Genomic DNA, 24,851 nt, shown 5'->3' on the forward strand with positions numbered 1-24,851 from the left:
TCATTTTCAGCCAGCGGACCACCGCACGCGATTGCCAAGAGATCGAGGTCAACTCATGAGCGTGCATGAACTCAAGCGTGCGCCGAGCGCGGATTCGCCAGCGCCCCAGGCCCGGCTGCAGTTGAACGGGGCCCTGGAGCGGTTGCGCCACTGGGCCCAGGTCAGCCCGTTGCACAACGCCTTGCGCCACAAGCGCCACGGTCACTGGTACGCCTGGCGCTGGATCGACGCCCTGCGGGACGTCGAGCGCCTGGCCGACGGCCTGCGCCAGCAGGGCCTGACCCCGGATTCGCGGTTGGCAGTCAGCGCCCGCTTCGAACCGGACCTGCTCCTGCTGGCCCTGGCGGCCCACAGCCTTGGCGCTGAGGTGCTGAGCCTGGACGACGAGCTGCCGCCCCAAGCCCTGCGCCAGACCCTGTGGCGCCTGCAACCGAGCCACGCCTTCGTGCATTCGCGCCAGCAGGTGCTGGATTGGGTCGCCGCCAGTGAAAACGCTCTGGCCCCGCAGTTGCTGATTGCCGGGCAAGCCTTGCCGCGCCTGCCGGAAGCCGCGCATCTGCCCTTGCTGGGATTGCGCGAGCTGCTGGGCCGGGGCGAGCCCCCCCGGCGCCAGGCCAATTGGCGCGCCCCGGTCGGCAGCGGCCAATTGTGGAGTGAGGAGGGCACGCAATGGCAGGAGGGCCTGACGGTGCTGCTGGAGCAATGGTTGGGCAGCGGCCAGTGCCTGGCCTTCGCCGAAAGCCGCGGCTCGACCAGCCGCGACCGGCGGGAGGTGGCCCCCAGCGGCCTGCTGCTGTCGCCCCAGCGCCTGCAACGCCTGGCGGACGAGATCGAGAGCCGCCTGGCGCCCCCCGACAGCTGGCGCCGACGCCTGTGCGAGTGGGCCTTGGCCCATCCCCAGGGCCTGTTGGCGCGCCTGCTCAAGCATCGGGTGCGCCGCCTGCTGGGCTTTGCTCGCCTGCAATTCATCTGGCAGGCCCCCCAGGCCACGACGCCACCGGCCACTCCGGCCTGGATCGCCGAATTCACACGGAACATTGCATGAGCCACGCCGAACCCATTTTGCAAGTCAGTGACATCTCCCTGTCGTTCAAGGGGGTCAAGGCCATCAATCAACTGTCGTTCGAGGTGCGCCGGGGCGAGATCTGCGCCCTGATCGGCCCCAATGGCGCGGGCAAGAGTTCGCTGCTCAACGTGCTCAACGGGGTCTATCGCTTTGACGCCGGGACCATCGTGTTCGAGCGCCAGCCGTTGCAGCGCATCGACCCGCTGGACGCCGCGCGCCGGGGCATCGGCCGCACCTTCCAGAACAACGCGCTGTTCAAGAAGATGAGCGTGCTGGACAACCTGCTCACCGGCCTTTCGCGCCACTCCCGCGCGCGCTTTATCGAGCAGGCCCTGGGCTTGCCCCGGGCCCGCCGCGAAGCCCGGGCTTTCCGCCAGCTGGCCGAGGGCATCCTGCAGTTTCTGGAGTTGCAGGCATTGCGCGATGTGCCGGTGGGCAACCTGGCCTATGGCCTGCAAAAGCGCGTCGAGTTGGGCAGGGCACTGATCGCCGGGCCCAGCCTGTTGCTGCTGGACGAACCCCTGGCCGGAATGAATGCCGAGGAGAAGCAGGAAATGGCCCGCTTCATCGCCGACATCAACCGTGACCTGGGCACCACCGTGGTGCTGATCGAGCACGACATGGCGGTGGTTATGGACCTGTGCGACCACGTGGTGGTGCTCGACTACGGACGCAAGGTGGGCGATGGCACACCGGCCGAGGTCCAGGCCAACCCCGAGGTGATCGCCGCTTACCTGGGGGCCGTGCACTGATGGCATTCTTCTTCGAAACCCTGCTTGGCGGTCTGCTGGCCGGCACCCTGTATTCACTGGTGGCCATCGGCTTCGTGCTGATCTACAAGGCCAGTGGCGTGTTCAATTTCGCCCAGGGCTCGATGCTGCTGTTCGCCGCGCTGACCTTCGTCAGCCTGCACGAGCAGGGCGTGCCTTTCGCCCTTGCGCTGCTGCTGACGGTGCTGGTGATGATCCTCGGCGCCTGGCTGATCGAACGCCTGGTGCTGCGGCCCTTGGTCAACCGCTCGCCGATCACCCTGTTCATGGCCACCCTGGGCCTGTCGTTCATCATCGAGGGCCTGGCCCAGGGCCTGATGGGCTCCCAGGTGCGGGCCCTGGACCTGGGCATCGACGATGTGCCGCTGTTCCTCGGGCCGCTGATGGTCAGCCAGTTCGACCTGATTGCCGCGGCTACCGCCCTGGTGCTGGTGACGGTGCTGGCGCTGCTGTTCAACAAGACCCGCATCGGCATCTCGCTGCGGGCGGTGGCCGACGACACCACGGCGGCGCTGTCCATCGGCATCAACCTCAACCGCATCTGGCAGATCGTCTGGGCGGTGGCCGGGGTGGTGGGGCTGGTGGCCGGGCTGCTCTGGGGGGCCCGCCAGGGGGTGCAGTTCTCTCTATCGCTGGTGGTGCTCAAGGCGCTGCCGGTGCTGATCATCGGCGGCTTCACCTCGATCGGCGGGGCGATTGCCGGCGGCCTGATCGTCGGCGCCGCCGAAAACCTGGCGGAGGTCTATATCGGCCCGCTGATTGGCGGCGGCATCAGCCCCTGGTTCGCCTATGTCCTGGCCCTGGCCTTCCTCTACATCCGCCCCGCCGGCCTGTTCGGCGAGCGGGCCATCGAGCGAGTGTGAATTGATGTCCCTTCTTCTGACGCGGCAAACCGCCCCCTTGCTGCTGGTCCAGCGCCGCCTGCCCTGGGGCCTGGCCGGCCTGTTGCTGCTGGCCTTCGGCGTGGTGCCAGTGCTGGGCAACGACTATTGGCTCAACGCGATCCTGATTCCGTTCCTGGTGCTGTCCCTGGCCGGGCTGGGGCTCAACCTGCTGACCGGCTACACCGGCCAGACCTCGGTGGGCGCCGCCGGCTTCATGGCCGTGGGGGCCTTTGCCACCTACGGTATTCTGCTGCGCCTGCCGCAGCTGGGGCTGCCCCTGGCCCTGCTCGGCGGCGGCCTGATCAGCGCCCTGGTGGGCTGGCTGTTCGGCCTGCCCAGCTCGCGGATCAAGGGTTTCTACCTGATGGTCAGCACCCTGGCGGCGCAGTTCTTCCTGGAGTGGCTGTTCGTCAAGTTTCCCTGGTTCTACAACTACGGTTCCTCGGGCACCATTTCGGCGCCGCAGTTGAGCCTGCTGGGCCATGACCTGAACCACCCCCAGGGGCGCTACCTGCTGACCCTGGTGACGGTGCTGTTGTTGACCTGGGTTGCGCAGAACCTGGTGCACAGCCAGGTCGGGCGCAACTGGATGGCGATCCGCGACATGGACACCGCCGCCGCGGTGATCGGCATCCCGGTGGCCCGCTACAAACGCCAGGCGTTTGCCGTCAGCTCGTTCTACCTGGGCATCGCCGGTGCGCTGTGGGCCTTCGCCTACCTGGGCACCGCCAGCGCCAGCAGCTTCGATATCAATCGTTCGTTCCAGATCCTCTTCATCATCATTATCGGCGGCATGGGCAGCGTGGCCGGCAACTTCATCGGCGCAGCCTTCATCAGCCTGTTGCCGATTTTCCTCAGCCATGCCGGGCAGGCGCTGCTGGGCGGGGCGGTGGACGCCGGGCAGTTGCAGAACCTGCAGAAAATCATTTTCGGCGTGCTGATCATCCTGTTCCTGATCAAGGAACCCGAGGGCCTGATCCGCTTGCTGGGCAACCTGCGCGAGCGCCTGCGGCACTGGCCGCTGCGCTTCTGAATTCCTTCTCCCAGAACAGAGAGACAACATGCGTGCATCCTTGAAAGCTTCCCTGGCCGGCGCGGCGTTGCTGCTGGCGGCGGCCGTTGCCCCGGCAGCCCAGGCCGGGCCGGACCAGCAGTTCTTCCCCCTGGCCACCTACCGGGTCGGCGCCTACGCCTCCAGCGGGGTGCAGGTGTGGGCCGGGATGATCGACTACCTGAACTACATCAACCAGGTGGAGGGCGGCATCAACGGGGTCAAGCTGGTGTGGCAGGAGTGCGAGACCGAATGGACCGCCGAGAAGGGCATCGAGTGCTACGAGCGCTTCAAGAACGGCCTGGATGGCGCACCGGTGGCGGTCTACCAGCCCAACGGCGCACCGGCGGCCTATGCCCTGAGTGAGCGGGCCGAGGTGGACAAGATCCCGCTGATCACCCTGGGCTATGGCCGCACCGAAGCCACCGACGGCACGGTGTTCCCCTACAACTTCCCGGTGATGCTGACCTTCTACAGCGAGGCCTCGACCCTGGTGAACTACATCGCCCAGCGCGAGGGCGGGTTCGACCGGCTCAAGGGCAAGAAGATCGCCACGCTTTATCACGACTCCGCCTATGGCCGGGAAACCCTCGGGCCGCTCAAGCTGCTGGCCGAGAAGTACGGTTTCGAGAACATCCAGATCCCGGTGGCCGACCCGGGCAACGAGCAGTCGGCGCAATGGCGGCAGATCCGCCAGCAGAACCCGGACTGGGTGTTCCTGCGCACCTGGGGCGTGTCGACCCCGGTGGCGGTGAAGACCGCGGCGCGCTTCGGCTTCCCGGTGGATCACATCATCGGCGACATCTGGGCCAGTTCCAGCGAGGACGTGCTGCCGGCCGGGGTCGCCGCCAAGGGCTACCTGGCGCTGACCCCGTACCCGGCAGGCAGCGATTTCGAGATCCACAAGCGCCTGAAGCAGTACATCCTCGATACCGGCAAGAGCGACCTCAAGGACCTGAAGAATTTCGGCAGCGTGTACTACAACTCCGGCCTGGTGAACGCGGCGGTGGCGGTGGAGGCGATCCGGACCGCCCAGGGCAAGTTCGGCAAGCGCCCGCTCAATGGCGAGGAGGGGCGCTGGGGCCTGGAACACCTGAACATCGACGACGCCCGGCTCAAGGACATGGGCTACCTGGGGCTGATGCAGAACCTCAAGCTGTCCTGCCGCGATCATGAAGGCGGCGGCGCGGCCCGGGTGCAGCAATGGGACGGCGCCCACTGGACCCTGATCAGCGAGTGGATTGACGCCGACCGCGCGCTGCTACGGCCGCTGATCGATGAAAAGGCCGCGGCCTTCGCCAAGGAGAAGCGCCTGGTGCCCCGTACATGCAACGAGGGTGACTGAACCATGAGCCACAGCGCCACGGCCGCGACGGCCGAGACCTTGCTGCAGGTACAGGACATCGAGGTGATCTACGACGGCGTGATCCTGGCGCTGGCCGGGGTATCTTTGAGCGTGCCCCGGGGGGCTATTGTCGCCTTGCTGGGGGCCAATGGCGCCGGCAAGAGCACCACCCTCAAGGCCATTTCCGGGCTGGTGCGGGCCGAGCGTGCCCAGCTCAGCCGCGGCGCCATCGCCTTTGCCGGGCAGGACCTGGCCGGGGTCGACCCCAGCCAGCGGGTGCGCCAGGGCATGGTGCATGTGCTGGAAGGGCGACACGTCTTCCCCCAGTTGACGGTGGAAGACAACCTGCGCGCCGGCGGCTTTGTCCGTGGCCTGGGCCGGCGCCAGCTGGAACAGGACCTGGAACGTATCTACAGCTGGTTTCCGCGGCTGCTGACCAAGCGCCGGGTGCGCGCCGGGCTGACCTCCGGCGGCGAGCAGCAGATGCTGGCCATCGGCCGGGCGTTGATGACTCGTCCTACTTTGGTACTGCTGGATGAACCGTCCATGGGCCTGGCGCCTATTATCGTCCAGGAGATTTTCCAGATCGTCGCCCAGCTCAATCGCGAGGCGGGGGTGAGCTTTCTGATCGCCGAGCAAAGCATTAGTCTGGCGCTCAAGTACGCTTCCCATGCCTACCTGCTGGACACCGGCCGCGTGGCCTTGTCCGGCAGCGCCGAGCAACTGCTGGCCCGTGGCGACCTGCTGGATTTCTACCTGGGCAAACACTGACCGTGAGCATTCCATGAGCCAAACCCACACCGGACAGGCAACCCCTGCCACCCGTGATGCGCCAATCCTGATTGTCGGCGGCGGCCTCAGCGGCGCCTTGCTGGCCGCCCAGTTGCTGCGCCTGCCGGGCCAGCGACGGATCCTGGTCATAGAACCGCGCAGCGAGCTGGGGCGCGGCGAGGCCTACAGCGCCGTGGAGCTGGGGCACACCCTCAATGGCAACGCCGCGCGCATGAGCGTCGACCCGGACAACGCCGACGACCTGACCCAATGGCTGGCCCGGCACATTGCCGAGGGCGGCTGGCCCGAGTCGGACCGCCAGCATGTGCCGGTCAGCGAATTGTTTCCGCCCCGCGGGCTGTTTGGTGTCTACGTCCAGCAGCGCTTGGCCGAGGCCCAGGTGCAGGGCCGGGCGCAGGGCTCCTCGTTGAGCCATGTGCAGGGCGAGGCGGTGGACCTGGAGACCGGCCCTGACGGGGTGCGAGTGACCCTGGCCGATGGCCGGCAACTGCACGGCGCGGTGGCGGTGCTGGCCACCGGCATGTTCCCGGCGGCGCGTACCCCGCAGACCCGCTCCAGCGGCCTGAATGCCGCGGCGCTGGACCCCTGGGATGTGGCGGCCATGGCCCGCCTCGATCCCCGGGCGACGGTGCTGATCATCGGTTCCGGGCTGACCATGGTGGACGCCGTGGTCTCCCTGGAGCAGGCCGGGCATCGTGGGCCGATCGAGGTGTTTTCCCGGCATGGGCTGCTGCCGCACGTGCGCCGCCAGCCCCCGGCCTGGGAGGACTTTCTCGGCGCCGACCCGAGCATCCGCAGCCCTCGGCAGCTGCTGCGGGCGCTGCGCCAGCAATGCCGCGCGGCCGAGGCCCAGGGCATCGACTGGCAGGCCCCGCTGGACACGGTGCGGGTGCATATCGGGCGCCTGTGGAGCCAGGCCAGCGAGGTGCAAAAACGCCAGTTCGTGCGCCATGTACGGCCCTGGTGGGAAAGCCATCACCATCGCTCGCCGCCCCTGAGCGCCGAGTTGGTGGCGCGCCTGCATGAAGAAGGGCGGTTGCGGATTCATGCCGCTTGCTACCAGGGCCTGGAGCCGGGCGCCGACGGTCGGCTGGCGATCCGCCTGCGCTACCGCGGCAGCCAGGACAGCGTGCGCATGGCGGGCGATGCCCTGATCAACTCCAGCGGCATCGAATACGACTGGCGCCGGGTAGCGCGGCCTTTGCCGCGCCAGCTGCTGGCCCGCGGCCTGGTGACACCCGGGCCTTTGGCCCTGGGCATCAGCGCCGCGCCCGATGGTGCCGTGCACAACGCTCAGGGCCAGGCCTGCGATCGCCTGTTCGCCATGGGGCCGCCCCTGCGCGGCCTGTGGTGGGAAAGCACCGCCGTCACCGACGTCGCCCTGCAGGCCAAGGCCCTGGCCGCGCGCCTGGCCAACCACCAACCGTAGGCGCTGGCTTGCCAGCGAAGGCGCCCGCAAGATCGCCTTCGCCGGCAAGCCGGCTCCTACAATGCCACCCAGCGCTGTTCGGCGGCGGCAGTGCGGATCGCCGCCGCCAGGCGTTCCACTTCCCAGGCCTGGTGGAAATCCGTGCCATCGCGACCCTGGCCGCACAGGGCCATGATCAATTCGTGAACCTCCAGGGTCTTGAGTTCGTTGTAGCCCAGCTGGTGCCCCGGGGCCGGGCTGAAGGCGGCGTAGCCGGGCAGGTCGGGCCCGGCCAGCAGGCGTTGGAAACCCTTCTGGCCGACCCGGTACAGGCGCAGTTCGTTGAGCCGTTCCTGGTCGAACGCCAGGGTGCCGAGGGTGCCGCTGATCTCGAAGCTCAGGTGGTTCTTGTAGCCGTGCTTGATCCAGCTGCTGCTCACGCTGCCCCGGGCACCATTGGCAAAGCGCAGCAGGGCGTGGGCCTGGTCGTCCACGGCGATGGCGCGGCGTTCCTGGCTGCCGGCTTCGGTGGGGCGTTGCAGGTGCACGGTCTGGGTATCGGCGCACACTGCCTGCACCGGCCCCATGAGAAAGCGCGCCATGGCCAGCAGGTGGCTGCCCAGGTCCGCCAGGGCGCCGCCGGCGTGCTGCGGTTCGCAACGCCAGGACCAGGGCGAGTCCGGGTCGGCCATGAAGTCTTCGCTGAACTCGCCCTGGAAACTCACCAGTTGCCCCAGTTCGCCGTTGCCGATCAGCTCCCGGGCCAGGGCGATCATCGGGTTGTGCTGGTAGTTGTAGCCCACCCGGGTTACCACTCCGGCGGCCTGGGCCGCGTGATGCATCTGCCGGGCCTGCTCGACGCTGACCGCCAGGGGCTTTTCGCAGTACACCGCCTTGCCCGCCGCCAACGCTGCCATGGCCATGGGGAAGTGCAGATGGTTGGGGGTGGTGATGGCCACCAGATTGACCCGGGGATCGGCGATCAGGTCTTGCCAGTCGCGGTGGGCCCGGGCAAAGCCCCAGGCGCCGGCGCAGTGTTCGCCGCGCTGGGCGTCGGCGTCGGCCAGGGCCGCCAGGTGCAGGCGCACCGGCAATTCGAAGACCGTGCCAGCACTGCGAAACGCCAGGGCGTGGGCCCGCCCCATGAAACCAGTGCCGATCAAACCAATGCCAAGCTCATCCATAACCGCACCTGCAGAATTATTGTTCTAGGGAAGGCTAGTTATGGAATAAAAATTCTCTAATTGCAATTGGTGGAATTAAAATTTTGAAAGGCGCCTGTAGGAGCCGGCTCGCCGGTGAAAAGGGCCGCCTGGGTTGCGCCGGGCCCAAGGCCCTCGTCGCTGGCAAGCCCGCTTCTATGGGAAATGCAAAAGGCAGCCCGGAGGCTGCCTTTTTTATGGTGCAAGCGGGCCTCAGGAGAGGAAGCCGCCGTCCACATTGAGCGAGACACCCGTGGTGTAGCTGGAGGCGTCGCTGGCCAGGTAGAGCACCGCGCCGGCCATTTCGCTGGGGTCGGCCACGCGCTTGAGGGGGATCTGCGCCAGGGCGGTCTTGAGGATGGCGTCGTTCTTGACCAGGGCCGAGGCGAACTTGGTGTCGGTCAGGCCCGGCAGCAGGGCGTTGCAGCGGATGCCGAACTGCGCGCATTCCTTGGCGAAGACCTTGGTCATGTTGATCACCGCGGCCTTGGTCACCGAGTAGATGCCCTGGAAGATCCCCGGCGAGATGCCGTTGATCGAGGCCACGTTGATGATGCTGCCGCCGCCGTTTTCGCGCATCAGCTTGCCGGCTTCCACCGACATGAAGAAGTAGCCGCGGATGTTGACGTCGACGGTCTTCTGGAAGGCCCCCAGGTCAGTGTCCAGGACGTTGCAGAACTGCGGATTGGTCGCGGCGTTGTTGACCAGGATGTCCAGGCGCCCGAACTGTTCGCGAATGCCGGCGAAGACTTGGCTGATCTGTTCCATTTCACCGATGTGGCAGGCAATGGCGGTGGCCTTGCCGCCCGCGGCGATGATCGCATCGGCCACGTGCTGGCAACCTTCGAGCTTGCGGCTCGACACAATCACATGGGCGCCTTGCTGGGCCAGCAACTTGGCAATGGCCTCACCGATGCCGCGGCTGGCGCCGGAGACGAATGCGATCTTGCCGTCGAGGTCGAACAACTGAGTCTTGGACATGGTTTTTCCTTGTTTGGGCTGTCGAGCGCCGGGGCGCGGTCAGAGGCTGGATTTGTGAATGACCTGCAGGCTCATCTGCTCCAGCAGTTTGTTCATGTGAATGAACTGCGCGAAGCGTTTGTCCTGGGTCTGGCCATGGTAGAAGCGGTAGTAGATCTGCTGCACGATGCCGGCCAGGCGGAACAGGCCGTAGGTGTAGTAGAAGTCGAAGTTGCCGATTTCGATTCCCGCGCGCTCGGCGTAGTAGTCGACGAACTGCTGGCGGGTCAGCATGCCCGGGGCGTTGCTCGGCTGGCGGCGCATCAGTTGCACCGGCGCCGGGTCGCCGGCCTCGATCCAGTAGGCCAGGGTGTTGCCCAGGTCCATCAGCGGATCCCCCAGGGTGGTCAGTTCCCAGTCCAGCACACCGATGATCTGCATCGGGTTCTGTGGGTCGAGGATCACGTTGTCGAAGCGGTAGTCGTTGTGCACGATGCTCGAGGTCGGGTGGTCGGCGGGCATCTTCTCGTTGAGCCAGGCCTTGACCTTCTCCCAGTGCGGCGCGTCCGGGGTCAGGGCCTTCTCGTAGCGGTCGCTCCAGCCCTTGATCTGGCGCTGCACATAGCCTTCGGGCTTGCCCAGGTCACCCAGGCCGCAGGCGCTGTAGTCGACCCGGTGCAGCTCGACGAAACGATCGATGAAGCTCTTGCACAGGGCCTCGGTCTGGCCGGCATCCAGGCCCAGCTCCGGCGGCAGGTCGGAGCGCAGGATGATGCCCTTGACCCGTTCCATGACATAGAACTCGGCGCCGATCACCGACTCGTCGGTGCAGTGCACGTAGGCCTTGGGGCAGTAGGGGAAACCGTCCCTGAGCTGGTTGAGAATGCGGAACTCGCGGCCCATGTCGTGGGCCGACTTGGCCTTGTGGCCGAAGGGCGGGCGACGCAGGACAAACTCCTGCCCGGGGTATTCCAGCAGGTAGGTGAGGTTCGAGGCACCGCCCGGGAACTGGCTGATCTGCGGCGTACCGCTCAGGCCGGGAATGTGCGCCTTGAGGTACGGGTCGATCAGGTTGGCATCGAGTTCCTCGCCGGAGCGAGTGCGGGTGGACTGGTCTGTAAGCGCCATGCTTATCCCTTCTGCTTATTCTGGAGGCCAGAGATTATTGGCTAATCTAATGCGCCTACCGGCCCCTCACAATCGCGGCGGGCCTTTATAGGTGCGCGTGTTGCCGGACAATCATTGCTTTTGATACAAGCGTTTGAATTTAGCCCCGTGTGGCTACGACCCGGTGAGGCCAAGCCCCCACAGGAGCCGGCCATGCAGGCACAGAGGTTGTCCGCCCCACGAGCATAGGCGTTGACTCGGGGACGGGTCAGTTCGGTGCCGGCAGGGCCAGCGGGGTCAGCAGTGGCCGGCCTTCGAAGTGGGCCAGCAGGTTCTGGCCGACCATCGCCACGGTATCGCGGCTGGCCTGGGGCGAAAGGCCGGCCACGTGGGGCGTGAGCACAACGTTGTCGAGCACCTTGAAGGCGTCCGGGACTTGGGGTTCGTCATCGAACACATCCAGGGCCGCGCCGGCAATCCGCCGCTGCTGCAGGGCCAGCAGCAGGGCGTTGGTGTCCACCACGCTGGCCCGGGCAATGTTCACCAGGAACCCTTCGGGGCCAAGGGCTTGCAGCACCGGCTGATCCACCAGGTGCCGGGTGTCGGCGCCGCCCGGGGTGGCGATCACCAGGACGTCCGAGTCCCGGGCCAGTTCCACCAGGGTCGGGCTGAAGCGGTAGGGCTGGTCGGGGCGTGGCTGGCGGCTGTGGTAGCTCACCGGCATGTCGAAGCCCAGGGCGCAGCGCCGGGCGATGGCCTGGCCTACGGCGCCGAGGCCGAGCACCCCCAGGCGCATGCCGGCCAGGGACGGGCGCAGCACCTTCGGCCAGTGCCCCTGGCGTACCGCGGCGTCGGACTGGGGAATGCCGCGCACCAGGGCCAGCAGCAGGGCCAGGGCATGATCGGCCACGGACGAAGCGTTGACCCCGGCGCCATTGGTTACCGCGATTGCGCGATTGCTCGCCGCTTGCAGGTCCACTTGCTCATAGCCGGCGCCGATCACGCAGATGATCTGCAATCGGGGCAGGGCGGCGATTTCCGCCGCGCTCAGCCCCAGGGGGCCACGGGTCAGCACCGCATCGATCTGCCCCGCGTGGTCCCGGATCGCCTGGGCCCGGGTCTGTGGGGTGGGCGCCAGGATCAGCCTGAAACCCAGGTCTTCGAGGTGCGGCAGGTAGGCGTTGACGTTTTCAACCAGGACCAGAACGGTGGCGCGCATGGCGGACTCCTCGTGGGTTAGCGGGGCAGGGGTTGGCGCAATTGAAAGATGTTGCCTTCCGGGTCGATGCCGTCGCAGGCCCGGGCGTCCTTGAATTGCCATTCGCGCTCGGCCTCGTACACCCGGCCACCGGCCTTGGCAGCGCGCTGCCGGGCCCGGGCCAGGTCGTCTACCTGGAACAGTGGCTTGCAGGCGCAATCGCTGCGGGGCAGTGGCGGTTCCTGGAGGACGATGCGCGAAGCAATCGCTGGCGGTACCTGGACCAGGGTCAGCTCGAAGCCCTGATGGGCCAGTTGCTGGTAATCGGCTTGCTGTTCGGTGATGGGCCAGCCCAGCAGTTCGGCATAGAAGCGGGCGAGGGAAGGTGGATCAAGGCTGTAGAGGAGGCAGCCGGCGATCGTCGTGGCGCTCATGGAGGGTTCCATACGGGCAGGGGCGAAGGCTCAAGGGTGCGGGTTGCGAGGGTTTTTGGCAATGCTCGCCGGCACCGTTCCCGGGGGAATCACGCCATGTTCGGCGTGCCCGGGGCGGTGTGGGGACGATGGGGTCAGAAGGTTACATCGGCGGTTGTGGCCAGGCGCACGAAGGGGCCGTTCAGGGTGGCGTTGTGATGGGCGATGATGGTCCTGGCCCCCAGCAGCGGGGTGTCCATGCAGGTGTGGGCGTCTTCCACCAGCACGGCGGCAAAGCCCAGGTCGCCGGCCGCGCGGCAGGTGGCATCGACGCAGTATTGGGTCTTCATGCCGACGATCACCAACTCCTTGACCTGGGCTGCTTGCAGGCGCTCGGCCAGCCCGGTGCCGACGAAACAGCTGGGGCGGGTCTTGTCCAGTACGCAGTCCTGTTGTTCATCCACTTCCAGGGTCGGCAGCAGCTGCCACAACGGGCTGCCGGCGGCGATGGGGGATTGGGCCGGGCCGGTGTGGCGCACGGCAAAGATCGGCGCTCCGGCCTGGCGGGCGCGGCGGATCAGTTGGTTGATGTTTTCCAGGACCTGCTCGCGGTGGTAGGGCTTGTCCGGTCCATTGAACAGGCCAACCTGCATGTCGATCACCAACAGGGCACGCTTGGCGTTGGATAAAGGCATCTTGTCTCTCCTTGTAGTGCCAGCCGGACGGAGAAACAAAAGGCCCCGTCCATTGCTGGCGGGGCCTTGGTTCTACTGTGCTTGTGTCATCCCGCACAGCCACCACACGACCCGCCGAAGGCAGTCGTGGTGGTGGAGGTAGGGTTCAGCGCGTAGATATTCATGGGGTCCGATCATGCCGCCTGCCCGTGAGGCTTGTCAACGCGGCCCGGCAGGGGCCGGCTTGCCGGCGAATGACGTCTTCAGGCGGGCGCCTTTCGCTGGCAAGCCAGCTCCTACGGAACGCGGATCGAGCGGGAGAGGGCCGGGCCAGACGCTTTGCCATCAAACGAAAAAATCCCTGAAGCGCATAAACCGTTCCTCAGCTGAGTCTATGCAGGGCCCTTGGAATCCCGGACAATCGCGCCCCCTCTTTTCGCTCGGGCACTGCCTGTCGGGTACTCCGATACGCCCGGGTGAATGGCAAACGACCGGAATGTGGAGATCCCACCGGATGAATGATCAGGCCAACAGCGTTGATCAACGCTTTGAAACCGCGGCCCCAGCGACCCTGACCCGCTGGAACCGCCAAGACACCACCTGGATGCTCGGCCTGTTTGGCACGGCCATCGGTGCCGGTACCCTGTTTCTGCCCATCAATGCCGGCATCGGCGGTTTCTGGCCGCTGTTGATCCTGGCGCTGCTGGCCTTCCCCATGACCTTCTATGCACACCGCGGCCTGACCCGCTTCGTGCTTTCCGGGCGTGACGGTGCGGACATCACTGACGTGGTGGAAGAGCATTTCGGCCTCACCGCCGGTGCCCTGATCACCTTGCTGTACTTTTTGGCGATCTTCCCGATCCTGCTGATCTACAGCGTGGCCCTGACCAACACCGTCGACAGCTTCATGACCAACCAACTGCACATCGCGCCGCCACCGCGGGCGATCCTGGCCCTGGTGCTGATCTTCGGCCTGCTGGTGGTGGTGCGTTGCGGCGAGCAGGTGATCGTCAAGGCCATGAGCCTGATGGTCTACCCCTTCATCGTGGCCCTGCTGTTCCTCGCGGTGTTCCTGATCCCGCACTGGAATGGCGGCATCCTCGCCACCGTCAGCGATGTCCCGGCGCCTTCGGCCTTCCTGCATACCCTGTGGCTGGCGATTCCGGTGATGGTCTTCTCGTTCAACCATTCGCCGATCATCTCGGCCTTTGCCGTCGACCAGAAGCGCCGCTATGGCGTGCACGCCCAAGAGCGCAGCTCGCAGATTCTCTCCCGTGCTCACCTGCTGATGGTGGGCATGGTGCTGTTCTTCGTCTTCAGTTGCGTACTGACCCTGAGCCCGGCGCAGTTGGCTGAAGCCAAGGCGCAGAACCTGTCGATCCTGTCCTACCTGGCCAACCATTTCCAGAATCCGACCATTGCCTTTGCCGCGCCGTTGATTGCCTTCGTGGCCATTGCCAAGTCCTTCCTGGGCCACTACATCGGTGCCAGCGAAGGTCTCAAGGGCTTGATCGGCAAGAGCGGCCGGCGCCCGGGCACCAAAACCCTGGACCGCGTCACCGCCGCCTTCATGCTGGTGATCTGCTGGGCCGTGGCCACCCTCAACCCGAGCATCCTGACGATGATCGAGACCATGGGCGGCCCGGTGATCGCGGCGATCCTGTTCCTGATGCCGATGTACGCCATCCGCAAGGTGCCGGCCATGGCCCGCTACCGCGGCCAGGCTTCCAACGTCTTCGTGACCCTGGTGGGCCTGGTGGCCATTACCGCCCTGGTGTACTCCCTGGCATCGTGAGTGGTTGGGCGCCCTTGTGGGCGCTTTCGGTGCCTGGGCCGAGCGCGCACTCCCGGCAGGGCCCGGCTTGCCGGTGAAGGGAGCCTGCAGCCAAGCCTTGGCCCAAGCCCGCTCCTACAGACAACGCCGCCGTTGCTTCACAGCATCGGCGGCGTTGTCGTTCAAGGTAATGACCGGGATCGTCTGTGACCTCGAATAAAGGTCTAAGCTGATGATTTTGTTCCTGTCTGGAGTCATTGCATGGCCCGTGCTCACCCACAGTTGATTCGCGCCCGGCTGGATACCCTGCACCCGACCCAACTCACCGTGGGCTTGGCCGAAGTCAACGCCAAGCGCCAGATGTGGCAGCAGCTCAAGCGCAAGGCGCGGGCGGCAGCCCTGAAGGATCACTGGTTCCCCTGCGTGCTGGGCCCTGGGCAGCGCTATTACATCGTCGACCATCATCACTTCGGTATGGCCTTGTTGCAGGAGCGGGTGAAAGAGGTGTCGTTGCTGGTGCTCAAGGATTTGTCCTTTGTCGAGCCCGACAGTTTCTGGGAGGTAATGGCATTCAACCAATGGGCTCATCCTTACGATGCGCAGGGCGTGCGGCGCTCATTCGAGCGGATTCCCGCGCGTATCCTCGACCTGCAGGACGATCCCTACCGCAGCCTGGCCGGCCTGTTGCGGCGTGCTGGCGGTTTTGCCAAGGACACCACGCCGTTCAGCGAATTTCTCTGGGCGGACTTTTTCCGCCGGCGCATCGACAGTCAGGCGCTGGGCAGGCTGGGGGCCAAGGTTCAAGGTCGGGCCATGAAGCTGGCGCGCAGCCAGGAGGCACGTTACTTGCCGGGATGGGTGGGCCAGATTGTCGACTGATCAAGGGCAGCTTTCTGCCACTCCTGAACCGCGGCGCAGCCGCGACCTGCTGGCCGGGCTGTCCATCGCGGGCCTGTTGTTGCCGGAAGCCGTGGCCTATTCCAGCATCGCCGCCTTGCCGCCCCAGGCCGGGGTCATTGCCCTGTTTGCCGGGTTGCTGTGCTACGGCCTGTTCGGCACCAGCCGCTTTGCCATTGTGTCTGCCACTTCATCGTCGGCCGCGGTGCTGGCGGCGGCCACCCTGTCCCTGGCCGGTGGCGATACCCAGCTGCGCTTGAGCCTGGCTTTTGCCCTGGTGCTGCTCACTGGGGGGTTCTTCCTCCTGGCCGGGCTGTTTCGCCTGGGGGGCGTGACCGCTTTCATTGCCAAGCCGGTGCTGCGCGGCTTTGCCTTCGGCCTGGCGTTGACCATTGTCCTCAAGCAGTTCGCCACCGTGGTCGGGGTGCACCTGAGCACCGGCAACCTGGTGCGCTTCCTGCCGCAGTTGCTGGAGCAGTGGCCGCAATGGAACTGGGCCGGCGCCGCGGTGGCGGCGGTGGCGCTGCTGGTGCTGGGGATCTGCTCGCGAATTCCCTATGTGCCCGGCGGGCTGGTGGCGGTGGTGATCGGCATTGGCGCCGGCCAGTGGTTCAACCTGCCGGCCCATGGCGTGGACCTGATCGGGGTCATCGAACTCAAGCTGGAGGTGCCGAGCCTGCCGCAACTGCCCTTTGCCGACTGGCTGCGCCTGGGGGAACTGGCGTTCGCCCTGGTGATGATCCTGTATGCCGAATCCTATGGCTCCATCAGCTCCTTTGCCCTGAAGCATGGCGACCGGGTTTCCTCCAACCGCGACCTGCTGGCCCTGGGCGCTTCCAATCTGCTCTCGGGGCTGTTCCATGGCATGCCCGCGGGGGCCGGCTACTCGGCCACTTCCGCCAACGAGGCGGCCGGGGCGCGCTCGCGCCTGGCAGGGCTGACCGCGGCGGCGGTGATGCTGCTCATCGTGCTGACCGTGCTGCCCTATATCGCCCTGACCCCGGAGCCGGTGCTGGCGGCGATTGTCATGTACGCCCTGGGTCATGGCCTGAGCCTGCAACCCCTGGGGCGCTACTTCATCTGGCGGCGTGACCGGGTGCTGGTGATCTGTGCGGTCAGCGCGGTGCTGGTGCTGGGGGTGCTGGACGGGCTGCTGCTGTCAGTGGGCATCAGCATCCTGTTGCTGCTGCGGCAGATGTCGGCGGCGGATATCCAGATCCTCGGGCAGTTGGGCAGCGGCCACGACTTTGTCGATCTCAGCCTTCATCCTCAGGCCCGACAGGTGCCCGGCGTGCTGATCCTGCGGCCGGGGGAGGCGTTGTTCTTCGCCAACGCCGAACGCATCCTCGGCGGCGCCCTGCGCCTGATCCGCCATGTGCAGGCGCCGATCCACAGCATCATCCTCAGCCTGGAGGAGTCCCCGGACCTGGACGGCACCAGCATCGAGGCCCTGGACGAGTTCTTCCGCCAGGTCAGCCTGGAGCACAAGCACCTGGCCCTGGCGCGGCTCAAGCACGAGGCCAAGGACGCCCTGGCACTGCTGCCGTCGAGTCGCGAGTACCAGGTGCTGCTCAGCGGCACCAGCGTCGACGACACGCTGCAGGAGAGCTTGCGGGGCTGGAAGGCCGGGGCTTTTTCCCAGGCATAAAAAAACGCCGCGTATCGTGGAATACGCGGCGTTCCTTCTTACAACGCTACAGCCTTAGGCTTGCACCACCGGGATGTTGGCGTTGGCAGCCGCTTCACGGAACTCGGCGATCTGGTCGAAGGACAGGTAGCGGTAGATATCGGCCGCCATGCTGTCGATCTTGCCAGCGTATTCCATGTACTCCTCGACGGTCGGCAGGCGACCCAGGATCGAAGCCACCGACGCCAGCTCGGCCGAAGCCAGGTAGACGTTGGCGCCATCGCCCAGACGGTTCGGGAAGTTACGGGTCGAGGTCGACACCACGGTGCTGTTCGGCTCGACGCGAGCCTGGTTACCCATGCACAGCGAGCAGCCTGGCATTTCCATGCGGGCGCCGGCCTTGCCGTAGATGCCGTAGTAGCCTTCTTCGGTCAGTTGGTGAGCGTCCATCTTGGTCGGCGGCGACAGCCACAGACGGGTAGGCAGCTGGCCCTTGACCTGATCCAGCAGTTTACCGGCAGCGCGGAAGTGACCGATGTTGGTCATGCACGAACCGATGAACACTTCGTCGATCTTCTCGCCAGCAACGCTGGACAGCAGACGGGCGTCGTCCGGGTCGTTCGGCGCGCACAGTACCGGCTCGCTGATGTCGGCCAGGTCGATTTCGATGATTTCGGCGTATTCGGCGTCGGCATCGGCTTCCATCAGTTGCGGGTTGGCGATCCAGGCTTCCATCGCTTGAGCACGACGTTCCAGGGTACGTGCGTCACCGTAGCCTTCGCCGATCATCCAGCGCAGCAGGGTGATGTTGGATTGCAGGTACTCGGTGATCGACTCTTTCGACAGCTTGATGGTGCAACCGGCAGCCGAACGCTCGGCCGAGGCGTCGGACAGCTCGAACGCCTGCTCCAGGGTCAGGCCTTCCAGGCCTTCGATTTCCAGGATGCGGCCGGAGAAGGCGTTTTTCTTGCCTTTCTTCTCGACGGTCAGCAGGCCTTTCTGGATGGCGAAGTAAGGAATGGCATGGACCAGGTCACGCAGGGTGATGCCAGGTTTCATTTTGCCCTTGAAGCGCACCAGGATCGATTCCGGCATGTCCAGCGGCATGACGCCGGTGGCAGCGGCGAACGCTACCAGGCCGGAACCGGCCGGGAACGAGATGCCCATCGGGAAACGGGTGTGGGAGTCACCACCGGTACCGACGGTGTCTGGCAGCAGCATGCGGTTCAGCCACGAGTGGATGATGCCGTCGCCCGGACGCAGGGAAACGCCGCCGCGGGTCATGATGAAGTCAGGCAGGGTGTGGTGGGTGGTCACGTCGATCGGCTTCGGATACGCCGCGGTGTGGCAGAAGGACTGCATCACCAGGTCAGCGGAGAAGCCCAGGCACGCCAAGTCTTTCAGTTCGTCACGGGTCATGGGACCTGTGGTGTCCTGAGAGCCGACGGTGGTCATCTTCGGTTCGCAGTAGGTGCCAGGACGCACGCCTTTGCCTTCTGCCAGGCCGCAGGCCTTGCCGACCATCTTCTGCGCCAGGGTGAAGCCCTTGGTGCTTTCAACAGGGGCTTCGGGCTTCTTGAACAGGTCGAACGCAGGCAGGCCCAGTTCGGCGCGAGCCTTTTCGGTCAGGCCACGGCCGATGATCAGCGGGATACGGCCGCCGGCACGGACTTCGTCGAGCAGGACCGGGGTCTTCATTTCGAAGGTGGCCAGGACTTCGTCGGTACCGTGCTTGCAGACTTTGCCTGCGTGCGGGTACAGGTCGATCACGTCGCCCATGTTCATCTTCGACACGTCGAATTCGATCGGCAGGGCGCCGGCGTCTTCCATGGTGTTGTAGAAGATCGGAGCGATCTTGCTGCCGAAGCAGAAGCCGCCGGCGCGCTTGTTCGGCACGTAAGGCACGTCGTCGCCGAAGAACCACAGCACCGAGTTGGTGGCCGATTTACGCGAGGAACCGGTACCGACCACGTCACCGACGTAGGCGATCGGGAAGCCTTGACCGCGCATTTCTTCGATCTGCTTCATCGGGCCGGTCTTGCCTTGCTCGTCCGGAACGATGCCGTCACGGGCCATTTTCAGCATGGCCAGGGCGTGCAGCGGGATGTCAGGACGCGACCAGGCGTCTGGTGCCGGGGACAGGTCGTCGGTGTTGGTTTCGCCGGTGACCTTGAACACCCGCAGGCTGATCTTGTCGGCCAGTACCGGACGGTTCTTGAACCACTCGCCGTCGGCCCAGGATTGCAGTACGCCTTGGGCGTGAACGTTGCCGTTCTTGGCTTTTTCCGCGACGTCGTGGAAGGCGTCGAACATCAGCAGGGTGTGCTTGAGTTGAGCGGCGGCCACTGGCGCCAGTTCGGCGTCGTCCAGCAGGTTCACCAGGGTCACGATGTTGTAGCCGCCCTGCATGGTGCCCAGCAGTTCAACGGCGCGCTTCTTGTCGATCAGAGGGGAGGAGGCTTCGCCTTTGGCCAGCGCGGAGAGGAAACCGGCCTTGACGTAGGCGGCTTCGTCAACTCCTGGTGGAACGCGGTTGGTGATCAGGTCAACGAGGAAAGCTTCTTCGCCAGCCGGGGGATTCTTCAGCAGCTCGACCAGGCCTGCAGTTTGTTCGGCGTTAAGCGGCTGGGGAACGATACCCAGTGCTGCGCGCTCTTCGATATGTTTGCGGTAGGCTTCAAGCACAGTTATTACCCTCATCAGTGGTCCCAAATGGGTGTCCGGGACGCTCATCCCGAAATTGCCGTACTCATGCGCTGCGTGGCGTTGTGGGCCGCTTAGCCAGAATTACCGACAATTCCTTACAGAAGCTGCTTTCAAAGTTTTACGCCTGCAGAACGGGGAGCTGATGAGGGTTGGCGTTGGGTTTTTCCCCGCTGGAAAAACCCCTCGCCAACACCGCTCTGAAGGAACGACTGTGCTCGTGACGCTTTGAAAACAGCTTCAAACGGACATTGGCGCCTAAAAAGGCTGGCTGATTCTACGGTAAAAAAAGCCTCAACGTAAGTTGCTGTATTGAAGTTTGAGGGGTGATCAATCTTAGACAAAGGGCTAACATTGCCCACTGTTTTGCTTTTGCGTGCGTTGTCTCTCTATGCCCAATCAGACCATCAAGACCCCTTGCGTCGGCCTCTGTTCCACGGTTTACGGCGATCTGGTATGCCGTGGCTGCAAGCGTTTCCACCATGAAGTGATCAACTGGAATGGTTACAACGAGGAGGAAAAACGCGCGGTCTGGCTGCGTCTTGAGCACCTGCTGGTGCAGGTGATGGCGGCCAAGTTGGAAGTCTTCGATCCGGTGCGCCTGCGCGAGCAACTGGAGCAGCGCAAGATCCGCTTCGTGCCCCATCAGTCCGAGTATTGCTGGGCCTACCAGCTGATTGCCCGTGGCGCGCGGGTGATCAACCAGCTCGATGCCTATGGGATGGTGCTGCTGCCTGAGTTTCGCGACTGGGCCTTGCCGGAGTTGCGCGACGCCATTGATCGGGAATTCTTCCTGCTGTCCGAAGCCCACTACCAGCGCTACATCGCCCCCGGCTTTCTCAAGGATGCCCTCGGCTGAGTGCTCCGCCGCCAAGGCGCCCCCCACGCAAATGCCACTGTAGGCGCTGGCTTGCCAGCGAAGACGGCCGCCAGGGCGGTGCAAGGCTTGTAGGCCTCTTCGCCGGCAAGCCGGCTCCTACGGGATCAGGTTGATCGGGCTCTGTAGGAGCTGGCTTGCCAGCGAAAGCGTCGTCATGGGCGACGCAGGTCACGCGATGGCGATGCGGGGAGGGGGCTCAAGCCTTGGCCGCCAGCTCTTCCAGGTGATCCATGATGTCCGCCGGCTTGAGCACCAGCACGTCGCTGTCCAGGGAGTCGAGCACCACTTCGGCGGTGTTGCCGATCAGCGCCCCGGAAATCCCGGTGCGGGCCACGGTGCCGATGATGGTCAGCACGGCGCCAAGCTTGCGGGCCAGGTGGGGAATCAGCACATCGGCCGGGCCTTCCTCGATATGCAGGTGGGCGTCGTCGATGTCGAACTCGGCCTGGAACGCCTTGCACTGCTCGCGATAGCGCGCCTCGATGGTTTCCTTGAGCTGGAACACCGGGTCGGCGGCCGACAGCATCGGTGAGGGGTGAGCGCTGATCACATGTAACTGGGCCTTGGCCAGGCTGGCGATATCGAAGCCGTGGTCGACGATACTGGCGTGCAGGGCCCGGTGCTCGCCGTCCATGTTGCCGACGTCGATGGCGGCCATCACCACGCCGCCGGCCCAGGGCGTGGCGGTCTTGACCAGCAGTACCGGGGTCGGGCAGTAGCGCAGAAGTTTCCAGTCCGCCGGGGTCAGCAGGGCTTTCTTCAGCGGGGCGTCCGGCAGGTGCTGCTTGATCACCAGGCCGCAGCCCTCGGCCTGCTGCACATCGATGATGGTTTCGTGCAGGCTTTCATTCCAGGCCTGTTCGGTGGTGACGCTGTAGCCTTCACCGGTGAGGCTGCTCTTGAGTACGCTCAAAAGCGCCGAATGCTCGTGCTTTCTGTCGCAGACCAGCAGGTGCAGGTGGGCCTGGGTGACCCCGGCAATCAGCTTGGCGCGCTTGAGGGCGAGGCTTTCGCCAGGCGTGGGATCGATGACCACCAGGATACTGCGGATGCTTTGCATGATCGGGATCTCCAGGAAGATGAACGGCTACCGTGCACAACTATAGTTGCTGGCGCCCGGGCCGGATGTTGATGCATATCAACCGCGGCCGCTGGTGGTCTGCGGCCTGGCCGGTATAATCGCCGGCCTTTGGCTATGAAGCCTTCTTGTCCCGTGAGCCTCATGTTAACGACCACTGATAGTGCTGCCTGCCGCTTTGCGGTCGTGGCTGATTGTTCGGAAATGCGCCGATGAACTTTCCTGAAATTCCCGACTTTCTTGGCTGCCGCACGCCCGACGCCTGGGTCCAGGCGGCCCTGGCCGACCAGGAAACCCTGCTGATCGACCACAAGAACTGCGAGTTCAAGGCCGCCAGCACCGCCTTGAGCCTGATCGCCAAGTACCACGCCCATGTCGACCTGATCAACATGATGTCGCGCCTGGCCCGGGAAGAGCTGGTGCACCATGAGCAGGTCCTGCGCCTGATGAAGAAACGCAAGGTCGAGCTGCGCCAGTTGCATGCCGGCCGCTATGCCTCGGGCCTGCGCAAGGTGGTGCGCAGCCACGAACCGGTGAAGCTGGTGGACACCCTGGTGGTGGGCGCCTTTATCGAGGCCCGCAGCTGCGAGCGTTTCGAAGCCCTGGTGCCGCACCTGGACGAGGAGCTGGGCAAGTTCTACTTCGGCCTGCTCAAAAGCGAGGCCCGGCACTACCAGGGCTACCTGAAGCTGGCCTATCAGTATGGCGACGCCAAGGACATCGCCCAGGTCATCGACCGGGTGCGGGCAGCGGAGCAGGAACTGATCGAGTCGCCGGACCCTGAGTTCCGTTTTCACAGTGGCGTGCCCGCCTGGTGATGCACTGCCCTTGTGTAAAAACAGGGGCAAATTGTTAAAAACTCTTAAAAGAATGAAATATCGCGCAAAACCGCTGCAAGTCCCGGGTTTTGTGGCTCGCGTTATCCTTTCCTTAACCTCTTGCCCTCTATAATGCGCGCGCACAAATTGTGTGTTCTCAGATTGGCAAATATGGAAAACCTGGGTCTTGGCAAGGTATTGCTGGTGGAAGATGACGAGAAGCTCGCCGGGCTGATCGCGCACTTTCTGTCCCAGCACGGCTTTGAAGTGCTGACGGTTCACCGCGGCGATACCGCCCTGGCGGCATTTCTCGAATTCAAACCGAAACTGGTGGTGCTCGACCTGATGTTGCCCGGTCAGAGCGGCCTGCACGTGTGCCGGGAAATCCGCGCCGTGGCGGACACCCCCATCGTCATCCTCACCGCCAAGGAAGACGACCTGGACCACATCCTCGGCCTGGAATCCGGCGCCGATGACTACGTGATCAAGCCTATTAAACCGGCGGTGCTGCTGGCGCGCCTGCGGGCCCTGCAACGGCGCCAGGTGCCGGAAACCACCCCCCTGCGCGGGGCCCTGGCATTCGGCGTGCTGAACATCGACCGCAACAGCCGCGAGGTGCGCCTGGCGGGCGAGCCGGTGGAACTGACCACCATGGAGTTCGAGCTGCTCTGGCTGCTGGCCAGCGCGCCGGGCAAGACCCTGTCCCGGGACGACATCCTCAACCGCATGCGCGGCATCGAGTTCGACGGCCTCAACCGCAGTGTCGATGTCTACATCAGCAAGTTGCGGGGCAAGCTCAAGGACAACCCGCGCGAGCCGGTGTGCATCAAGACGGTGTGGGGCAAGGGCTACCTGTTCAATCCGTTCGCCTGGGAGGTTTGAATGCTGCGTCTGTTTCTGGGGCTCTACCTGTTCCTGGCCCTGGGCTTCGCCGGGGCCATGACCGCGGTGCAACACATCTTCATCAACTACCTGGCCGCCGACCTGATCGAGTCCTATAACCGCGACGCGGTGCGCGGGCCGGCCTACAGCCTGAGCGAACAGTTGCGGCCGTTCGACGAGGCCGGGCGCCAACAGCAGCTGGAGCAGCTCAAGCCGCACTACGGGCTGCTGCTCAAACTGGTGCAGGCCGACGACCTGGACCTGAGCGTGCGCGAACAGGCCCTGCTGGATTCCAACCAGTTGGTGGTGCGCGAGGCATTCACCGAGTTCATCGGCAGCATCGACGGCGGCAAGCAACTGTTGAGCATCAAGCTGCCGGAAGACCCGCCCCTGACCCTGCTCTACAACATCGCCGCCTATGCCTTGCTCGGCGTGCTGCTGGCCATCGTCCTGTACTTCTGGGTGCGCCCGCACTGGCGTGACCTGGAGCGCCTGCGCCTGGCCGCCGAACGTTTTGGCGACAACGAGCTGGGCACCCGGCTGCACCTGTCGCGGCGTTCCAACATCCGCGACCTGGCCCAGCACTTCAACCGCATGGCGGCGCGCATCGAGGGCCTGATCGCCAATCAGCGCGAGCTGACCAACGCGGTGTCCCACGAACTGCGCACGCCCATCGCCCGGCTGTCCTTCGAGCTGGACCAGTTGCAGCAACAGCCAGACCCGGATGAAAACCGCGAGTTGATCGCCGACATGTATGCCGACCTCGGCGAGCTGGAGGAAATGGTCTCCGAACTCCTCAGCTACGCCAGCCTGGAGCATGGCGCGGCCACCCTCAACCGGGAAAACATCCAGGCCCAGAGCTGGCTCGACAGCGTGGTCGGCAGCGTAGCCCTGGAGGCCGAGGCGGCCGGGGTGCAACTGCTGATCCGTTCCTGCCAGGTGGAGTACGTGCGCATCGAGCCGCGTTTCATGGCCCGGGCGGTGATCAACCTGCTGCGCAACGCCATCCGCTACGCCGACCGCCGGGTCGAGGTGTCCCTGGTGCGCCTGGAGCATGGCTACGAAGTGCGGGTCAACGATGACGGGCCCGGGGTGCCAGTGGATGGCCGGGAGAAGATCTTCGAGCCGTTTTCCCGCCTGGACGCCAGCCGTGACCGGCGTACCGGCGGTTTCGGCCTGGGCCTGGCGCTGGTGCGGCGGGTCTCGCAGTGGCACGGCGGCAAGGTCGAAGTGGCGGATTCGGAGTGGGGCGGTGCCTCGTTCCGCATGACCTGGGCCCACCTCGACTGAGGTTCGCACGCAGCCCTGAACCTGCGCAGCAA

22 protein-coding genes are annotated in these 24,851 nt (G+C 65.1%); 14 read left to right on the forward strand and 8 right to left on the reverse strand.

Going from position 1 to position 24,851, the window contains the following annotated elements; genetic code table 11:
* Nucleotides 1-55 precede the first annotated feature (55 nt).
* The 7 genes from KCG88_RS27190 to KCG88_RS27220 are packed head-to-tail and all read left to right on the forward strand — an operon-like array spanning nucleotide 56 to nucleotide 7,337.
* Nucleotides 56-1,045, forward strand: coding sequence for an AMP-binding protein (locus KCG88_RS27190; RefSeq protein ID WP_210713534.1), 990 nt, complete (start codon nucleotides 56-58; stop codon nucleotides 1,043-1,045).
* Nucleotides 1,042-1,818, forward strand: coding sequence for an ABC transporter ATP-binding protein (locus KCG88_RS27195; RefSeq protein WP_047286193.1), 777 nt, complete (start codon nucleotides 1,042-1,044; stop codon nucleotides 1,816-1,818). Before KCG88_RS27190 ends, KCG88_RS27195 begins: the two co-directional genes overlap by 4 nt.
* Nucleotides 1,818-2,699, forward strand: a complete 882-nt coding sequence (locus tag KCG88_RS27200) for a branched-chain amino acid ABC transporter permease (protein ID WP_011060916.1) — start codon at nucleotides 1,818-1,820, stop codon at nucleotides 2,697-2,699. The genes KCG88_RS27195 and KCG88_RS27200 overlap by 1 nt, the downstream gene beginning before the upstream one ends.
* Nucleotides 2,700-2,703: 4 nt before the next feature.
* Nucleotides 2,704-3,753 (forward strand): branched-chain amino acid ABC transporter permease, encoded by a 1,050-nt coding sequence (locus tag KCG88_RS27205; RefSeq protein WP_210713535.1) that lies wholly within the window; start codon nucleotides 2,704-2,706, stop codon nucleotides 3,751-3,753.
* A gap of 28 nt (nucleotides 3,754-3,781) precedes the next feature.
* Entirely contained in the window at nucleotides 3,782-5,116 is a 1,335-nt protein-coding gene (locus KCG88_RS27210) for an ABC transporter substrate-binding protein (RefSeq protein WP_047286194.1), read from the forward strand.
* A 3-nt stretch (nucleotides 5,117-5,119) separates the two neighbouring features.
* A complete protein-coding gene (locus KCG88_RS27215) occupies nucleotides 5,120-5,887 on the forward strand; it encodes an ABC transporter ATP-binding protein (RefSeq protein ID WP_210713536.1) in 768 nt (255 codons plus the stop codon).
* Between the two features lie 13 nt (nucleotides 5,888-5,900).
* Complete coding sequence (locus tag KCG88_RS27220; RefSeq protein ID WP_210713537.1) at nucleotides 5,901-7,337, forward strand: FAD/NAD(P)-binding protein; 1,437 nt, start codon at nucleotides 5,901-5,903, stop codon at nucleotides 7,335-7,337.
* A 56-nt stretch (nucleotides 7,338-7,393) separates the two neighbouring features.
* Here KCG88_RS27220 and KCG88_RS27225 read toward each other — a convergent pair whose 3' ends face one another.
* The 6 genes from KCG88_RS27225 to KCG88_RS27250 form a co-directional block, all read right to left on the reverse strand.
* Nucleotides 7,394-8,500 carry a Gfo/Idh/MocA family oxidoreductase gene (locus tag KCG88_RS27225; RefSeq protein ID WP_047336552.1) on the reverse strand — a complete coding sequence of 369 codons (1,107 nt, stop codon included), beginning with the start codon at nucleotides 8,498-8,500 and terminating at the stop codon, nucleotides 7,394-7,396.
* 231 nt (nucleotides 8,501-8,731) lie between these two features.
* The gene (locus KCG88_RS27230) at nucleotides 8,732-9,499 is read right to left on the reverse strand and encodes an SDR family oxidoreductase (protein WP_011060922.1); all 768 of its coding nucleotides are present in this window, start codon (nucleotides 9,497-9,499) and stop codon (nucleotides 8,732-8,734) included.
* Between the two features lie 39 nt (nucleotides 9,500-9,538).
* Nucleotides 9,539-10,606, reverse strand: a complete 1,068-nt coding sequence (locus tag KCG88_RS27235; protein WP_047336553.1) for a phosphotransferase family protein — start codon at nucleotides 10,604-10,606, stop codon at nucleotides 9,539-9,541.
* A 247-nt stretch (nucleotides 10,607-10,853) separates the two neighbouring features.
* Nucleotides 10,854-11,804 (reverse strand): 2-hydroxyacid dehydrogenase, encoded by a 951-nt coding sequence (locus KCG88_RS27240; RefSeq protein WP_047286198.1) that lies wholly within the window; start codon nucleotides 11,802-11,804, stop codon nucleotides 10,854-10,856.
* Nucleotides 11,805-11,821: 17 nt separating this feature from the next.
* Nucleotides 11,822-12,217: a VOC family protein gene (locus tag KCG88_RS27245; RefSeq protein ID WP_210713538.1), complete on the reverse strand. Its 396-nt coding sequence runs from the start codon at nucleotides 12,215-12,217 to the stop codon at nucleotides 11,822-11,824.
* A gap of 134 nt (nucleotides 12,218-12,351) precedes the next feature.
* On the reverse strand, nucleotides 12,352-12,891 hold the full coding sequence (locus KCG88_RS27250) for a cysteine hydrolase family protein (RefSeq protein WP_047286199.1): 540 nt from the start codon (nucleotides 12,889-12,891) through the stop codon (nucleotides 12,352-12,354).
* Nucleotides 12,892-13,384: 493 nt separating this feature from the next.
* On the opposite strand from KCG88_RS27250, the gene KCG88_RS27255 reads away from it, so the two are divergent.
* The 3 genes from KCG88_RS27255 (at nucleotide 13,385) to KCG88_RS27265 (ending at nucleotide 17,189) form a co-directional block, all read left to right on the forward strand.
* A complete protein-coding gene (locus KCG88_RS27255) occupies nucleotides 13,385-14,665 on the forward strand; it encodes a serine/threonine transporter (RefSeq protein ID WP_047286200.1) in 1,281 nt (426 codons plus the stop codon).
* A gap of 240 nt (nucleotides 14,666-14,905) precedes the next feature.
* Entirely contained in the window at nucleotides 14,906-15,523 is a 618-nt protein-coding gene (locus KCG88_RS27260; protein WP_047286201.1) for a ParB-like protein, read from the forward strand.
* On the forward strand, nucleotides 15,513-17,189 hold the full coding sequence (locus KCG88_RS27265; protein WP_047336556.1) for a SulP family inorganic anion transporter: 1,677 nt from the start codon (nucleotides 15,513-15,515) through the stop codon (nucleotides 17,187-17,189). Before KCG88_RS27260 ends, KCG88_RS27265 begins: the two co-directional genes overlap by 11 nt.
* Nucleotides 17,190-17,243: 54 nt before the next feature.
* Here the strand turns inward: KCG88_RS27265 and acnB are convergent, their stop codons facing one another.
* On the reverse strand, nucleotides 17,244-19,853 hold the full coding sequence (gene acnB / locus KCG88_RS27270; protein WP_047286203.1) for a bifunctional aconitate hydratase 2/2-methylisocitrate dehydratase: 2,610 nt from the start codon (nucleotides 19,851-19,853) through the stop codon (nucleotides 17,244-17,246).
* A 409-nt stretch (nucleotides 19,854-20,262) separates the two neighbouring features.
* Between acnB and KCG88_RS27275 the strand changes: the two genes are divergently transcribed.
* The gene (locus tag KCG88_RS27275; protein WP_011060930.1) at nucleotides 20,263-20,730 is read left to right on the forward strand and encodes a DUF1289 domain-containing protein; all 468 of its coding nucleotides are present in this window, start codon (nucleotides 20,263-20,265) and stop codon (nucleotides 20,728-20,730) included.
* 217 nt (nucleotides 20,731-20,947) lie between these two features.
* Here KCG88_RS27275 and KCG88_RS27280 read toward each other — a convergent pair whose 3' ends face one another.
* Nucleotides 20,948-21,811, reverse strand: a complete 864-nt coding sequence (locus tag KCG88_RS27280; RefSeq protein WP_210713539.1) for a universal stress protein — start codon at nucleotides 21,809-21,811, stop codon at nucleotides 20,948-20,950.
* A 230-nt stretch (nucleotides 21,812-22,041) separates the two neighbouring features.
* Between KCG88_RS27280 and miaE the strand changes: the two genes are divergently transcribed.
* The 3 genes from miaE to KCG88_RS27295 all read left to right on the forward strand — a co-directional run bounded on the left by miaE (nucleotide 22,042) and on the right by KCG88_RS27295 (nucleotide 24,819).
* A complete protein-coding gene (gene miaE, locus KCG88_RS27285; protein WP_011060932.1) occupies nucleotides 22,042-22,647 on the forward strand; it encodes a tRNA isopentenyl-2-thiomethyl-A-37 hydroxylase MiaE in 606 nt (201 codons plus the stop codon).
* Between the two features lie 171 nt (nucleotides 22,648-22,818).
* Nucleotides 22,819-23,529 (forward strand): winged helix-turn-helix domain-containing protein, encoded by a 711-nt coding sequence (locus KCG88_RS27290; protein WP_047286205.1) that lies wholly within the window; start codon nucleotides 22,819-22,821, stop codon nucleotides 23,527-23,529.
* Nucleotides 23,530-24,819, forward strand: coding sequence for an ATP-binding protein (locus KCG88_RS27295; protein ID WP_047336559.1), 1,290 nt, complete (start codon nucleotides 23,530-23,532; stop codon nucleotides 24,817-24,819).
* Nucleotides 24,820-24,851: the final 32 nt, after the last annotated feature.

The organism is Pseudomonas sp. MWU349, from assembly GCF_017947325.1.
Lineage (GTDB): Bacteria > Pseudomonadota > Gammaproteobacteria > Pseudomonadales > Pseudomonadaceae > Aquipseudomonas > Aquipseudomonas protegens.

Bases quoted from the DNA above. Each gene is read 5' to 3' on its own strand.
- KCG88_RS27195 (WP_047286193.1), top strand. From the start codon at position 1,042: ATGAGCCACGCCGAACCCATTTTGCAAGTCAGTGACATCTCCCTGTCG.
- KCG88_RS27235 (WP_047336553.1), bottom strand. From the start codon at position 10,606: ATGGCGCTTACAGACCAGTCCACCCGCACTCGCTCCGGCGAGGAACTC.
- KCG88_RS27220 (WP_210713537.1), top strand. From the start codon at position 5,901: ATGAGCCAAACCCACACCGGACAGGCAACCCCTGCCACCCGTGATGCG.
- KCG88_RS27205 (WP_210713535.1), top strand. From the start codon at position 2,704: ATGTCCCTTCTTCTGACGCGGCAAACCGCCCCCTTGCTGCTGGTCCAG.
- KCG88_RS27215 (WP_210713536.1), top strand. From the start codon at position 5,120: ATGAGCCACAGCGCCACGGCCGCGACGGCCGAGACCTTGCTGCAGGTA.
- miaE (WP_011060932.1), top strand. From the start codon at position 22,042: ATGAACTTTCCTGAAATTCCCGACTTTCTTGGCTGCCGCACGCCCGAC.
- KCG88_RS27190 (WP_210713534.1), top strand. From the start codon at position 56: ATGAGCGTGCATGAACTCAAGCGTGCGCCGAGCGCGGATTCGCCAGCG.
- KCG88_RS27250 (WP_047286199.1), bottom strand. From the start codon at position 12,891: ATGCCTTTATCCAACGCCAAGCGTGCCCTGTTGGTGATCGACATGCAG.
- KCG88_RS27210 (WP_047286194.1), top strand. From the start codon at position 3,782: ATGCGTGCATCCTTGAAAGCTTCCCTGGCCGGCGCGGCGTTGCTGCTG.
- KCG88_RS27225 (WP_047336552.1), bottom strand. From the start codon at position 8,500: ATGGATGAGCTTGGCATTGGTTTGATCGGCACTGGTTTCATGGGGCGG.
- KCG88_RS27230 (WP_011060922.1), bottom strand. From the start codon at position 9,499: ATGTCCAAGACTCAGTTGTTCGACCTCGACGGCAAGATCGCATTCGTC.
- KCG88_RS27275 (WP_011060930.1), top strand. From the start codon at position 20,263: ATGCCCAATCAGACCATCAAGACCCCTTGCGTCGGCCTCTGTTCCACG.
- KCG88_RS27290 (WP_047286205.1), top strand. From the start codon at position 22,819: ATGGAAAACCTGGGTCTTGGCAAGGTATTGCTGGTGGAAGATGACGAG.
- KCG88_RS27245 (WP_210713538.1), bottom strand. From the start codon at position 12,217: ATGAGCGCCACGACGATCGCCGGCTGCCTCCTCTACAGCCTTGATCCA.
- KCG88_RS27295 (WP_047336559.1), top strand. From the start codon at position 23,530: ATGCTGCGTCTGTTTCTGGGGCTCTACCTGTTCCTGGCCCTGGGCTTC.
- KCG88_RS27200 (WP_011060916.1), top strand. From the start codon at position 1,818: ATGGCATTCTTCTTCGAAACCCTGCTTGGCGGTCTGCTGGCCGGCACC.
- KCG88_RS27260 (WP_047286201.1), top strand. From the start codon at position 14,906: ATGGCCCGTGCTCACCCACAGTTGATTCGCGCCCGGCTGGATACCCTG.
- KCG88_RS27280 (WP_210713539.1), bottom strand. From the start codon at position 21,811: ATGCAAAGCATCCGCAGTATCCTGGTGGTCATCGATCCCACGCCTGGC.
- KCG88_RS27255 (WP_047286200.1), top strand. From the start codon at position 13,385: ATGAATGATCAGGCCAACAGCGTTGATCAACGCTTTGAAACCGCGGCC.
- KCG88_RS27240 (WP_047286198.1), bottom strand. From the start codon at position 11,804: ATGCGCGCCACCGTTCTGGTCCTGGTTGAAAACGTCAACGCCTACCTG.